Genomic DNA, 14,265 nt, shown 5'->3' on the forward strand with positions numbered 1-14,265 from the left:
GCTCCATTGAATGAACGTTACCCGCCGCTTGTGCCTGGTACTGGGCGATCAGTTGTCCTTCGACCTGGCTTCCTTGCAGGCACTCGATGCCGAACGCGACACGGTGTTGCTGGTTGAGGTCATGGAAGAAGCCAGCCACGTGCCCCACCATCCGCAGAAGATTGCCCTGATCTTCAGTGCCATGCGCCATTTCGCCCAGGCGCTGCGAGACCAGGGTGTGCGTGTTCAATACGTCACTCTGGATGATCCGGAAAACAGCGGTTCGGTGCCCGGTGAGTTACATCGCTGGCAAGCGCTGTTGCAGGCCGAGGAAGTGCACGTCACCGAGTGTGGCGACTGGCGGCTGGAGCACTCGATGAAGGAATGCGGCTTGCCGATTCACTGGCACGTCGATACGCGTTTTCTGTGCAGTCGCGAAGAGTTCGCTGCATGGGCCGAAGGCAAGAAACAGCTGCGCATGGAGTTTTTCTACCGGGAGATGCGCCGCAAGAGCCGGTTGTTGCTCAATGGCGACGGCTCGCCGGTGGGTGGTGCGTGGAATTTCGATGCCGACAATCGAAAGGCCCTGCCCAAAAACGTGAAAGCCCCCTACCCGGCACGCTTCAGTAACGATGCCATCACCAGCGAAGTACTTGCGCTGGTCAAGGCGCGTTTCAGCCAGCACTACGGCGCGCTCGATGACTTCAACTATCCCGTCACCCATGCCGATGCGCAGGCTCTTTGGGCGTACTTTCTCGATTACGGTCTGGCCGGGTTTGGCGATTACCAGGACGCCATGGCCAGTGATGAGCCGTTCCTGTTTCATGCGCGCATCAGTGCCGCGCTCAACATCGGACTGCTGGATCTGCGCCAGCTGTGCAGCGACGTGGAGTCGGCGTACTGGTCCGGCAGCGTTGCGCTCAATGCCGCCGAAGGTTTCATTCGGCAACTGATTGGCTGGCGTGAATATGTGCGGGGCGTGTACTGGTTGAAGATGCCTGATTACGCGCAGGGCAACTCGTTCGGCAACACCCGGGCGTTACCTGAGTTCTACTGGACCGGCGATACGCAAATGAACTGCATGCGCCACGCCATCGGGCAAAGCTTGCAACACGCCTACGCGCATCACATTCAGCGGCTGATGGTCACCGGCAACTTCGCCCTGCTCGCCGGCATCGCACCGAGCCAAATCTGCGAGTGGTATCTGGCGATCTACATGGACGCCTTTGACTGGGTCGAGCTGCCCAACACGCTGGGCATGGTCATGCACGCCGATGGCGGTTATCTCGGTTCAAAACCCTATTGCGCCAGCGGCCAGTACATCAATCGCATGTCCGATTACTGCCGCGGTTGCGCGTACAAGGTCAGCGAAAGCACGGCGGACAATGCCTGCCCGTTCAATTCACTCTACTGGCATTTCCTGATGCGCCACGGCGAGCTGCTGCGCGGCAATCAGCGCATGGCCATGATGTACAAGAACCTCGACCGCATGCCTCAGGCCAAGCAAGAGGCACTTTGGCAACGCGGCCAGATGCTGCTGGCCCGCCTGGATAACGGGGAGTCGATCTGAAATCAGCGTTCGCCCGGGGCCATCCGTGAAACTTACCGACGACGCCACCGGTCAACGAATGAACAACCATCCAGCCAGACCGCTTCGAGATGACCACTGCCCCAGTCCGGCCTGTCCGCCCCATGAATCCGGCCCCTGAAAAACCTGACAAAGCAGGTGAAATGGATACCCTCAAACACCTTGATCGCGAAGCACTTGAGTCCGAGGTAAAGCGATTACGCGCCGCGCTGCTGAGCAATGAAGTCGACACTGAGCAAAATGTGGCGGCCCAACTGCAGGCCAGCAGAGCTGCGCTCGCCCGCAGTGAGGAGCGCTTCAGCACGATTCTGGAAACCATCGAGTCGGCGTTTGCCATCGTCAAAGTCAAATTCGACGCCAACGACGAGCCTGTCGACTATTACTTCGTCGAGGCCAACCCGGCGTTCGAGCGCCAGTGCGGGGTCAACCTGCGCGGCAAATGGGTGACCGAATTCGCGCCCAATCTGGAACGCTTCTGGTTCGAAACCTACGGCCACGTGGCCAAGACCGGGGAACCGGCGAACTTCGAGAATTACGCCAATACCTTTGAACGCTGGTTCGATGTGCGCGCCGTGCGGGTCGGCGATCCGGCCGACCGGCAGATCGCGATCCTGTTCAACGACGTCACCGAACGGCGCGACGCCGAGGAGCGCTTGCGCGCCAGTGAGGCGATTGCCCGGGAGAACGTCGAACGTGTGCAACTGGCCCTCGCCGCCGGCGCGATTATCGGCACCTGGCACTGGGACCTGCTGACCGATCGCTTTGCCATCGACGAAGGCTTCGCCCAGGTGTTCAACCTCGACCCGAGTCTGGGGCGCGAAGGCCTCAGTCTCGAACAAGTGATCACCAGCGTGCACCCCGACGATCGGGACGGGCTGACCACAGCGATCGACGAAGCCATTGGCCGCGGTGGCGCCTATTCCCATCAGTACCGTGTGCGCCGCGCGGACGGCAGATACCAGTGGATCGAAGCCAACGGTCGCGTTGAGTGGGCCGATGACAACAAACCATTGCGCTTCCCCGGCGTACTGATCGACGTCGAAGAACGCCGCACCGTCGAGGCAGAGCGCGACGGGGCTATCGCCGCCTTGCGTGCGCTCAACGACACACTGGAACAGCGGGTGTCAGCGCGCACCGCCGAGTTGATGCAAGCGGAGGAAAAACTGCGTCAGTCGCAGAAGATGGAAGCGGTCGGCCAACTGACAGGCGGCCTGGCTCATGACTTCAACAATTTGCTGGCCGGCGTTTCCGGTGCGCTGGAACTGATGGGGACGCGGATCAGTCAGGGCCGGTTGAGCGAAGTCGACAAATACATGGTCACCGCACAGGGCGCGGTCAAGCGTGCCGCCGCCCTCACCCACCGCCTGCTGGCGTTCTCCAGACGCCAGACCCTCGATCCCCGGCCCACCGACGTCAACATGCTGATGACCGGCATGACCGAACTGATCCAGCGTACCGTGGGCCCGAGCATTCTTCTGGAAACCATTGGCTCGCCGGAGCTCTGGCCGACACTGGTGGATGCCAGCCAGCTGGAAAACGCATTGCTCAACCTGTGCATCAACGCCCGCGATGCGATGCCCGATGGCGGACGCATCACCATCGAGACGGCCAATCGCACCATGGATGCCGAAACCGCCAGCACGCTGGAGATTCCCGGCGGAGAGTATGTGTGTCTGTGCGTCAGCGATACCGGCACCGGCATGTCGGCGGATGTCATCGCCAAGGCCTTCGACCCGTTCTTTACCACCAAGCCGCTGGGCCAGGGCACGGGGCTCGGGCTGTCGATGATCTACGGATTCGCCAAGCAGTCCGGCGGCCAGGTGCGCGTGCACTCGCAAGTCGACCGGGGCACCACGATGTGCATCTACCTGCCGCGTCACTGTGGCGAACCCGTGCAAAGTCCCGATGACCAGCACATCGCACCGGCCGTAGCCCCCAAGGCCAACGAGACCATTCTGGTGGTGGACGATGAACCGACCGTGCGCGCCTTGTTGACCGAAGTGCTTGGCGATCTCGGCTACAACCTGCTCGAAGCAGGCGACAGCGTTGCCGGGCTTAAGGTGTTGCAATCGAACGTGCATATTGACTTGCTGATCACCGACGTCGGCCTGCCGGGTGGCATGAACGGCCGGCAACTGGCCGACGCCGGCCGGGAGATCCGGCCGAACCTGACGACACTTTTCATTACCGGATACGCAGAAAACGCAGTGATCGGCGCCGGCCAACTTGGCCCCGGCATGCAGGTGCTGACCAAGCCCTTCGCGGTCGACACGCTGGTGGCGCGGGTGATTGACCTGATGTCATCGAGAGCCAAATAGCAACCCAAGCAGACTGGCTGCGGCCAAGGAGTGATAAATGGTGACTTTCCTGATTTTCCTGATCGCCTGCGGTGCAGCCGCAACCACCGGCATGGTTTTCAAACCCGGCCAGTGGTACGCGCAGCTCAACAAACCGAAGTTCACCCCGCCCAACTGGGTGTTTCCGGTGGCCTGGACGACGATCTATCTGCTGCTGGCCTGGGTTGGCTACCGCTTGACGATGATTCCCGGCAGCGAAATGGTGCTCGCATTGTGGGCGGCGCAGATTGCCCTGAACACGCTGTGGACGCCGGTGTTTTTCGGTGCGCAGCGGATTGTCGCTGCGATGATCATTCTCGTGCTGCTGTGGCTGGTCGTCGCGGCGATGGTGGTCCTGGCCTTGCGCCTGGATGTGATCACCGGGTTGATCCTGTTTCCCTATCTGGCCTGGCTATGTGTCGCTGCGGCGCTGAATTTCTCGATCATGCGCGATAACAGGGCAGGATTCGGCTCATGACCGGACGCCATCGGACCGAGAGCACGAGCCGGTGCTCAAATCCGATAATACTGGCGATACCAACTCACAAACTGCGCCACGCCCTCTTCAACTTCCACCTGGGGAGATAACCCGATCCATTGCGCCAGTGCTGAAACATCAGCCCAGGTCTTGATGACATCGCCGGCCTGCATCGGTAACAAGTTGCGTTGGGCCTTGATGCCCAATGCCTGCTCGAGGCAGTCGACGAAATCCAGTAACGCTACCGGTTTGCCGCGCCCCAGGTTGAAAATCCGGTTGACGCCCTGCGCCTCCTTGTCCGGTTCTGGAGGCTTTGGGCACAGCCGGACGATGCTTTCGACAATGTCATCGACGTAAGTGAAGTCCCGCGCCATCTGACCCTGGTTGTAGATATCGATCGGCCGCCCTTGAAGAATGGCCTCGGTAAACTTGAACAGCGCCATATCCGGCCTGCCCCAAGGCCCGTAAACGGTGAAAAAACGCAGGCCGCTGGCCTTCAAACCGTAAAGATGGCAGTAGCTGTCGGCAAGCAGTTCATTGGCACGCTTGGTGGCGGCATACAGGGACACAGGGTGCTCGACCGCATCATCGACGCTGTATGGCAACTTGCTGTTGGCCCCATATACCGAGCTGCTCGACGCGTAGACCAGATGCGCGGGCGGATAATGTCGGCAGGCTTCCAGCACATTCAGAAACCCCACCAGGTTCGATTGCGCATAGGCATCCGGGTTGTCGAGCGAATAGCGCACACCCGCCTGAGCAGCCAGATGCACAACCTCGGTGAAATCATGCGTTTTGAACAACGCCATCAAGGCAGGCTTGTCGACAATATCCAGTGTTTCAAAGTTGAAACCCCGCAGACCACTCAACTGTTCAAGTCGCGCCCGTTTGAGATCCACGCTGTAGTAATCATTGAGGTTGTCGATACCGACAACTTCCTGTCCTTGGAGGCTCAGTCGTTTGACCGTGTGATACCCGATGAAGCCCGCAGCACCTGTAACAAGAATGGTCATAATCCCTGCTCCACTTAAGCCGACAGGCGATTAGTTATAGCCTCGGTCGACTTATTGAGTCCAGCCTTTATAACAACACCCAATATTGGGGATAGTTTCTGATCTAAATGACAGCCTCGACCGTAGTAACCAGAAAAAGTTTCTGCCATTCAGACAAAAGGAAAAACCATTGGAAAACAATAAGTTGAATACTGGCAAATTCATTACTGGATGGATGGCGTGTTTTTTGACTGGTAACGTTTGACAGACCGCAAAGTCTGGCCGATAACTACCAAGGTTGATTTTTTACAGGGCGCGAGCAATCACTTACTCGCGCCCTGTCGCTTCAGGGGCAACTACTTAGTTACCTAACCTTAAGGCTGCGACGAACAGACCGTGCGGTAGCTTTGTCTTCTAAAAAGTTAAGCCGACAATGACCCGAAGACGCCGCATAACAGTCACAACTTCAACGCGCGATGTACACCAATGAAACACTTGTGATTCATGATTGAAACACTTCACTCCACCCACAACAATAAGAATGCACTTTCACTGCCTGCCATTACTTAGCCCTCATTAGAGCTTCTGCCTGCCATAAACTTTCGATCATCAAAGAGTTTACAAGCATGCCAGTCATCAGCTCGGACCAACCTAATTGGTACCTTTTACAATGCAAGCCACGTCAGGATGAGCGTGCCCACCTCAACCTGCTTCAACAGAACTACGTGGTCTTTCACCCCCAACTCGTCAGTGAGCGCGTCATTCGCGGGAAACGACAGCGAGTCCAGGAATCCCTCTTCCCCGGGTACTTGTTCATCCAACTCAGTCGTGACGACAACTGGGCACCCTTGCGCTCCACTCGAGGGGTCAGTCGCTTTGTCGAATTCAACCATGGTCCCGCGACAGTGGCGGAGCACGTCATCGAGCATCTGCGTGCACGTTGCCTTGAATCAACGTTGTCGGAGCCGGATGAAGCGCTGAAACCCGGAGAAAACCTGCAGATCGTCAGCGGTCCGCTCGCGCCACTGGAAGGTGTGTTCCTGGGGTTGCACGGTACCGACCGCGTCATGATCCTCCTGCAGTTTCTTAACCGTGAGCAGCCTGTCTGTTTGCCACTCAGCGTGATTGAACGTCAACAAGCCGGTTTTCACACCTATAACTAACGACTTTGCCTTACATGCCTTTGCTCAGGAGCTCTAACATGGCTTTAAAGTCACGATGCCCTGTCGCACTGATGATGGCCTGCCTCTATCCGGAAATGGCCTGGAGCATCAATCCGCAAGCCATTGATGTTTACGGATTCGATTTCACGCCATCCTTCCTGTTTTCAGAAAGTTATGACGACAACTTTCGCGAGTTGGAAAACAGCAAGCAGTCCTCCATGGTCACCAAGTTGGCGCCCTCTTTCGAGCTCAAGGCCGAGGATCGCAACAGCGCCACCCGGCTCATCTGGCAACCTACTCGCTACATTTATCACGATGAGTCGGATGCCTCGAACACGGCACAACGCGTGCGAGCGGACAGCATCATGGAGTTCACCGACCGGCATCGTCTGAAGCTTGATGCCGAGTACCGGAAATGGGAGCGCACGGAATCGACGGCAGTCGAAGGCGTCAACGACAAGCTCAACAACAAACGCGTGGGGGGGCTCTACACCTTCGGGGCGAAAAGCGCTGACAATCAAATCGATCTCGGGGCCAGTTACGCACAACTGCGCTACGACAACGCCGATGGCATCAACGACGACAAGGAACGCAATACCACTGCCCTGACGAGCACCTGGTATCACCGCATCGGCAGCAACACCCGGGGTCTGGTGGAATATAACCACACCTACTTTGACTACCAGCAGGCCAACAGCCCGCGCAGCAGTAAATCCGACGCCGTCATGGCCGGTGCCGTATGGGATTTCACGGCACGCACGACGGGTAAAGTCCGCGTCGGTTACGAGAAAAAGAACTTCGACAACAGCGAATCAAAGGACCTCGATAACCCGACCTGGCAAGTGGACTTGCAATGGAAACCGCGAACCTATTCGACGTTTACCTTCGTCGCTCGCCAGGCCCTCGCCGAGGGTGACGATGGCGCTGATGCCGTGAAGTCGACCTTCACCCAGGTCGGCTGGCGTCACGGCTGGACCGAACGGATCACCACGGTGGCACAGGCCGGTTACGGCCGCTATGTCTACGAAGGCCAAAGCCGTACCGACAATCTTCAGGACTACAACCTGGCCGTGGTGTACGCCATGCGCCGTTGGCTGGATATCGAACTGGGTTATCGATATCGCGACAACGATTCCGATGCCGACGATGAAAGCTTCACCCGCAACGTGTTCCAGATCAGCTTCAACGTCAGCCTTTAAGAGGGTTTCGACATGAACGCTCGCTTGGTTTTTATTTTGTTCGCGTTGTTTCTCACTCCCCACACCTACGCGGCAGATCCCGACACGCAATACAAACTGGCTGCTGGCGACGTGTTACGAATCATCGTTTTCGGTGAGCCGGAATTAAGCATGAAAAAGATCCGGCTCAGTGACGCCGGCACCTTTTCCTATCCGTTTCTGGGCGAGATTTCCGCCAAGGGGCTGACTCCCGGCCAGGTCGAGAAAATCATCGTCGACGGGCTCAAGCAGGGTTATCTGATCGACCCGAAAGTCAGTCTCAGCCAGATCGAATACCGCTCGTTCTACATCAATGGCGAAGTGAAAAAGCCCGGCAGCTACCCGTTCGTGCCCGGACTGACACTGGAGAAAGCCATCGCGCTGGGCGGCGGCCTGACCGAGCGCGCCTCGATGAAGCGAGTGACCATCTTGCGCGGCGATGGTGGCGCGACCGTGACCGATAACGTTACGCGAAGCACCACGATTGCCCCCGGCGATACCATTTCCATTGCACAAGGCTTTTTCTGATCATGGACAACAGCCCTAGCAACTACGTCGAACGTCCTCTTCAAGCGCATCTGCATCCGCAGCACGGCGAAGACAAGGACACCCTGGATCTGCTCAATCTGTGGAGGGTCATCTGGCGCGCCAAATGGAGCATCGGGTGGCTGGTTCTGCTGAGCTGCGCATTGGCGGCCGCTGTGGTCTCCAGCATCACGCCGCAATACATTGGCAGCACCACCCTGCTGTTCAACGACAAGACACCTCCGCTGATGTCCTTCCAGCAAGTAAAGGACTCAGGCGGCAACGCCACTGATTACTTGCAGACCCAGCAGGCGCTCCTGCAATCACGGGACCTTGCCGAACGCGCGGTGAAAAAACTCGGCCTGACGACCCACCCGGTCACCGACCCGCGCCAGCAGCCAAAGCCCTGGTTTGCTCCGCGCCAATGGCTGGCCAATCTGGACCTTGATCAATGGATCCCGGGATTGGGTCGATTTTTACCGCCGAAGAAAGAGGAGCTCACTGAAGCAGAGGTCTTCAATCAGGTCACGCAGAACCTCATGCTGCACACCAGCGTCAAGTTCGTTGGCAAAAGCCAGTTGCTCGAAATCGAAGTCGAGTTGCCAGACCCTGTTCTCGCAGCGGCGGCGGCCAACGCACTGGCTCAGGGCTTTACCGACAGCCAGCTCGATACCAGCGAGAAATCATCGCAAACCACCACGGCGTGGATGAACACTCGCCTGATCAAGCTGCGCGATAACCTGCGTGCGGCCGAGAAAAAACTGCAGGGTTACCGCGAAGAACAAGGTCTGGTGGATGTTGGAGGCGTCGCCACCATCAGCGCCAACGAACTGGAAATGACCGGTAACCGCATGGTCGACGCCCGTCGCAACCGCGCTGAAGCCGAGAGCGAGTACCGGCAGGCCAAGGCCTTGGGCAACGGCGATCTGAGCCGGCTCTCCAGCGTGCCTGCGGTCTTGAGCAATCCCCTGGTGCAGAAATTCCAGGCCGATCGCGCTGTGGCTCAAGCCAAGGTCGATGAACTGGCGGGGCGCTATGGTCCGAAGCACCCGAGCCTGATTTCCGCACAAACCGAGTTGCGCACTGCCACCACCAGCCTGCAATTGCAGGTACAGCAAGTGGTGGCCGGTATCGAGCGGCAATACCAGCTCGCCACGGCGAGTGAAGCGTCGCTGCGTCAATCCTTCAATAGCAACAAGGCGCAAATCCAGGACATCGCGCGCAAAGAATTCCAGTTGCGCGAGTTCCAGCGTGAGGTCGACAGCACACGCGCGCTGTATGAAACCTTCGTCACCCGTCTGAAAGAAACCACGGCCACCGCCGACATGGACTCGACGAAAGTGCGCATCGTCGACCCGGCCATCGTTCCAGTCGACGCAAGCAATCCCCGCAAGACATTGATTGTCGCAATCGTCGGGCTGGTCGCTGCGGTCATCGGCGTCGGGCTGGCACTGCTCTTCGAGAGTCTGAGCAATACCTTCAAAACCGATGAGACGGTCGAGAGCGTGTTGAATGTTCCACTGCTCAGCGTCGTGCCGCTGGTGATAAAGAAAAGTCGCCGGCAACTGGCGCGCCTGTTCGAGGACAACGACAACCCGCGTTTTTCCGAGACCATTCGCAACCTGCGCACCTGGTTGATGTTGCAAAGCAGCGAAAAACCGTCACAAGTGGTGCTCGTGACCTCCACGGTTGCCGGCGAGGGTAAAAGCACCATCGCCACCAACCTCGCCAGTTCGCTGACACCGCTGGAACGCGTGCTGCTGATCGATGCCGACATGCGTCAGCCAACCCTGTCGCTGAACTTTGATTTTCCGCCGGACAGCCCCGGACTGGCGAATGTCATTGCCGGCACGGCCAGGCTTGAAGACTGCATTGTTTCAGTGGGCAATCTGGACATGCTGCCGGCCGGGAAGGTCTTGCCGCCGTCGCTGGATATGTTCGTTGCGCCGCGCCTGCCGTCCCCTGGCGATCCGCTCAACCCGGTTCAGCCACCGCCACAGGATTTGCTCAGCTCGCCGCGCATGGCGCGCATGCTCGAGGCGCTCAGATCACGTTATCGCCACATCATTATCGACTCACCCCCTGCGGAGATGATCAGTGACGCGCTGTTGCTGGCCAGACATTCCGATGCGGTGATCTATGTCGTCAAGGCTGACAGCACCTCGATCAGCCAGGTTCAGCGAGGGATTGCCATGTTGCAACAAAGCCATGTGCCGGTCTTTGGCACGGTGCTCAACCAGGTCGACCTGCGCAAGGCGCGCAAGTACGGCTACCACCACTCCCGGGCGTTCTATAACTACGATTTCGCGCCCAGGTAACCATCGGGCGCATACGCCCGCCGCTACGCCCTCTTCTGCCAACGCACCACTCGCTTCACCTCCGCCGAGCTACGGAAAAGCCATCGGGAGACACGTCGTGTCTGCTCGATTCGCGCTGATGCATGAATGCTGTCTTGAGGTTAAGCCTATGACTTCGCTCTATACCGCTCACATGACACACCGCCGAGGCCTGACGTTCTGGGGCCAGTGGCTGTGCGCACTGTCGCTGGTGACAGCGCTTTTGATGCTGCTCGTGCAGTGGCGCGTCGGCAGTCTGACCAGCGAATACCGCATCCTGATCATTCTGACCGTGCTCGGCTCGGTGCCGATCTACAGCGTGATGCAGGTCTACCACAAGCGCCATGGCTTGCTGGTCGGGCTTGGCAGGTTGTTGGCCGGCTGGTTGATCCTGCTGGCGGTACTGGCGGCGATTGCGTTCTTCACCCAGACCAGCGCCATTTATTCACGTCAGGTGATCATGGTCTGGGCGGTGCTGGGTTTCGTGGTTCAGGCCTTGAGCTTTCTGCCCCTGCATTACCTGGCCCGCCTGTATTCGCGCAGGGTCTGCAACGGACGCCGCTCGGTGATCATCGGTACCTGCCCGACGGCCCATGAACTGGCGAAAAAACTGTCACTGCCGAACCGCGCGCTGGTGCTGGGCTTCATCGCCGCTGCCGACAGCAGTGGCCCCGCACCCAGCATTCTGCCGTTGCTAGGCCACGTTTCCGCCATCCGCGAGATCATCACGAGCCTGGAAGTGCGTCGCGTCTATATCGTGCTGCCGATGGCCCATGCCGCAACGATCGAAGCGCTCTACATCGACCTGTTGGACATGAATGTCGACGTGGTGTGGATTCCGGATTTCGGCAGCATGGTGTTGCTCAACCATTCGATCTCGGAAATCGAGCGGATGCCGGCCATCTACCTCAACGAGAGCCTGCTCAGCTCGCACCCTGCCAGCCTGTTTTGCAAGGATCTGTTTGAACGCAGCCTCGCCGCCTTGGCCATTTTTCTGCTCAGCCCCGTGCTGCTGGTGGTGGCCGTTGCCGTCAAGCTGACCTCCGCAGGCCCGGTGCTGTTCAAGCAAAACCGTCATGGTTGCAACGGCGAAGTGATCAAGGTCTGGAAGTTTCGCTCGATGCACGTTCACGACGACCACGAGGTTCGCCAGGCCACCCGCAACGATGACCGCCTCACGCCGATCGGGGGCTTTCTGCGCCGCAGTTCCATCGACGAATTGCCACAGCTGTTCAACGTCCTGTCCGGCCGGATGGCCCTGGTCGGCCCGCGCCCGCATGCCGTCACCCACAACATTTATTACACCGGCAAGGTGCGCGCCTACATGGCACGGCATCGCCTCAAGCCGGGGATCACCGGCCTGGCCCAGATCACCGGCCACCGTGGCGAAACCGAGACCGTGGAAAAAATGCAGCTGCGCGTTGCCCAGGACCTCAACTACATCAACCAGTGGTCGCTGTGGCTCGACATCAAAATCCTTATCAAGACCCCCTTCACGCTGTTCTCGAAAAACATCTATTGAGCCGTTTCCCGCGTCTGCCGCTTCCCTGCCCGACCGTTGATAACCGTCACGACGACCTGAGGTTCGACCATGAATGTGAGCGTATTCGGTATTGGTTACGTAGGCCTTGTCCAGGGTGCTGCATTGGCCGAGGTCGGGCACAACGTGCTCTGCGTCGACGTCGACGCGGGCAGGGTCGAGGCGCTGAAAGAAGGCACGCTGCCGATCTACGAGCCCGGCCTCAAGAGTCTGGTACGCGACAATTATCAAAGCGGCCGGCTGCGGTTCGGCACAGACCTGGTGGACGCCGTTCACCATGGTGATGTGCTGTTGATCGCCGTCGGCACGCCGCCCGACGAAGACGGTTCGGCGGATCTCAAATACGTGCTGAGCGTGGCGCAGACCATCGCGCTGAACATGGATCGGCATCAGATCATCGTCGACAAATCCACCGTGCCGGTCGGTACGGGTGACCGGGTGCGAGCGTGTATCGGGCAGGTACTGGCCGACAACGGTCGCAGTGACCTGACGTTCGACGTGGTTTCAAACCCGGAATTTCTCAAGGAAGGCTGCGCGGTAGAAGACTGCATGCGCCCGGACCGGATCATCATCGGGACCGACAGCCCGCGTGCCGAAGAGGTCATGCGCGAACTGTATGAGCCGTTCAATCGCAGCCGCGAAAAAATCATCGTCATGGACGTTCGCAGCGCTGAACTGACCAAGTACGCCGCCAATTGCATGCTGGCAACCAAAATCAGCTTCATGAACGAAATGGCCTGCCTCGCCGAAAAGCTCGGTGCCGACATCGAAAAGGTGCGCCACGGCATCGGTGCCGACCCGCGCATCGGTTACCAGTTTATCTACCCCGGTCTCGGCTACGGCGGCTCGTGTTTTCCCAAAGACGTGAAGGCACTGATACAGGCGGCCAACGGTGTAGACATCGACGCCCGGGTGCTCAAGGCCGTGGAGTCGCGCAATCAGGAGCAGAAGGCCAGCCTGTTCCGCAAAGTGTTCGATCACTTCGACGGTCACCTGCGCGGCAAGACGTTTGCCCTGTGGGGGTTGAGTTTCAAACCCAACACCGACGACATGCGCGAAGCCCCCAGCCGCGTGCTGATGGAGGCGTTGTGGCAAGCCGGCGCCAGCGTGCAGGCGTTCGATCCCAAAGCCATGGAAGAGGCCCAGCGCCTATACGGCTCGCGCGATGACCTGACCCTGACAGGCACCAAGGAGGCGGCGCTGAAAAATGCCGACGCCCTGATCATCGTCACCGAATGGCAATCGTTCCGGGCGCCGGACTTCGACCGGCTCAGCCAGTTGCTCAAACAGCCATTGATTTTCGACGGACGCAATCTGTTCGATCCGCAGCGTTTGAGCAAACGCGGTTTCACCTACGTCTCCGTGGGTCGGCAGACCCCTTCAGTCCTCTGAAAGGAGCCGCGCCATGTTCAAACTGGAAATAGTCGGGCATTACTCGGCGAAATTACTGGAGGCCAACCAGGCCTATTCCTTCATCAACTTTGCCTCGATCGGCAGCCTTTTCGAGCAGAACCCGAGCACCGTTGCCTATTTTTGCGACGGCATGCTGATGTCAACCTTCATGTCTCGCGTCACCGGCAGAACGATTGGCCGGGTCAGCTTCGACTTCACCTCGATAGCCGACGTCGTGCTGCGCAGCGCCGAGCAACAGGGCAAACGCGTCTATTTCGTCGGCGCCCGACAAGCTGAACTTGATCTGTTCATCAGCAAGATCAAGACCCTTTATCCGCAACTGAGCATCGCCGGCTATCACAACGGCTATTTCGACGCCGCCCAGGCCGAAGGCATTCGGGCTGACATCTGTCGCAGTGCAGCGGACATTCTGATCGTCGGCCTGGGCGCCGGACGTCAAGAGCAGTTCGAGCTGGATGCCCTGCGCGCAGGCTTTCGCGGGGTCGCCTTCACCTGTGGCGGGTTCATCCGGCAAGAAGCCCTGGCGACGCGGCAGTACTACCCGGCACTGATCAATCGACTGCACCTGCGTGCGTTTTATCGGATGTACCGCGAGCCCCACACGATCAAGCGCTACCTCATCGATTACCCCACCAACTTCCTGCACCTGCTGAACATGATCGTTCGACACAAAGTCGCCATCAGCGTTGGGGAATGAC

Annotated in this window: 11 protein-coding genes; 10 read left to right on the forward strand and 1 reads right to left on the reverse strand. The window is 58.8% G+C overall.

Annotation, left to right across the window (positions count from 1 at the left end; all coding sequences use genetic code 11):
* The first annotated feature begins 10 nt into the window (after positions 1-10).
* From ABTV87_RS14925 to tspO, 3 genes are all read left to right on the forward strand, one after another.
* Entirely contained in the window at positions 11-1,549 is a 1,539-nt protein-coding gene (locus ABTV87_RS14925; protein WP_433897814.1) for a cryptochrome/photolyase family protein, read from the forward strand.
* A 161-nt stretch (positions 1,550-1,710) separates the two neighbouring features.
* Complete coding sequence (locus ABTV87_RS14930; protein WP_433897815.1) at positions 1,711-3,885, forward strand: ATP-binding protein; 2,175 nt, start codon at positions 1,711-1,713, stop codon at positions 3,883-3,885.
* Positions 3,886-3,922: 37 nt separating this feature from the next.
* Complete coding sequence (tspO, locus tag ABTV87_RS14935; protein WP_433897816.1) at positions 3,923-4,381, forward strand: tryptophan-rich sensory protein TspO; 459 nt, start codon at positions 3,923-3,925, stop codon at positions 4,379-4,381.
* A 35-nt stretch (positions 4,382-4,416) separates the two neighbouring features.
* Here tspO and ABTV87_RS14940 read toward each other — a convergent pair whose 3' ends face one another.
* A complete protein-coding gene (locus tag ABTV87_RS14940; protein ID WP_433897817.1) occupies positions 4,417-5,394 on the reverse strand; it encodes an NAD-dependent epimerase in 978 nt (325 codons plus the stop codon).
* Between the two features lie 605 nt (positions 5,395-5,999).
* Here ABTV87_RS14940 and rfaH point away from each other — a divergent pair.
* The 7 genes from rfaH (at position 6,000) to ABTV87_RS14975 (ending at position 14,264) form a co-directional block, all read left to right on the forward strand.
* Complete coding sequence (gene rfaH, locus ABTV87_RS14945) at positions 6,000-6,536, forward strand: transcription/translation regulatory transformer protein RfaH (RefSeq protein WP_007951327.1); 537 nt, start codon at positions 6,000-6,002, stop codon at positions 6,534-6,536.
* A gap of 38 nt (positions 6,537-6,574) precedes the next feature.
* Positions 6,575-7,735 (forward strand): outer membrane beta-barrel protein, encoded by a 1,161-nt coding sequence (locus ABTV87_RS14950; protein WP_433897818.1) that lies wholly within the window; start codon positions 6,575-6,577, stop codon positions 7,733-7,735.
* A 12-nt stretch (positions 7,736-7,747) separates the two neighbouring features.
* On the forward strand, positions 7,748-8,281 hold the full coding sequence (locus ABTV87_RS14955; protein ID WP_085603545.1) for a polysaccharide biosynthesis/export family protein: 534 nt from the start codon (positions 7,748-7,750) through the stop codon (positions 8,279-8,281).
* Between the two features lie 2 nt (positions 8,282-8,283).
* On the forward strand, positions 8,284-10,596 hold the full coding sequence (locus tag ABTV87_RS14960) for a GumC family protein (RefSeq protein WP_433897819.1): 2,313 nt from the start codon (positions 8,284-8,286) through the stop codon (positions 10,594-10,596).
* Between the two features lie 148 nt (positions 10,597-10,744).
* The gene (locus ABTV87_RS14965; protein WP_433897820.1) at positions 10,745-12,136 is read left to right on the forward strand and encodes an undecaprenyl-phosphate glucose phosphotransferase; all 1,392 of its coding nucleotides are present in this window, start codon (positions 10,745-10,747) and stop codon (positions 12,134-12,136) included.
* A 69-nt stretch (positions 12,137-12,205) separates the two neighbouring features.
* A complete protein-coding gene (locus ABTV87_RS14970; protein WP_085603536.1) occupies positions 12,206-13,546 on the forward strand; it encodes a UDP-glucose dehydrogenase family protein in 1,341 nt (446 codons plus the stop codon).
* 13 nt (positions 13,547-13,559) lie between these two features.
* The gene (locus ABTV87_RS14975) at positions 13,560-14,264 is read left to right on the forward strand and encodes a WecB/TagA/CpsF family glycosyltransferase (RefSeq protein ID WP_433897821.1); all 705 of its coding nucleotides are present in this window, start codon (positions 13,560-13,562) and stop codon (positions 14,262-14,264) included.
* The last annotated feature ends 1 nt before the right edge of the window (position 14,265 follow it).

Source organism: Pseudomonas sp. PSE1(2024) (assembly GCF_050990555.1).
In the GTDB taxonomy this organism is placed as follows: Bacteria; Pseudomonadota; Gammaproteobacteria; order Pseudomonadales; family Pseudomonadaceae; genus Aquipseudomonas; species Aquipseudomonas aphyarum.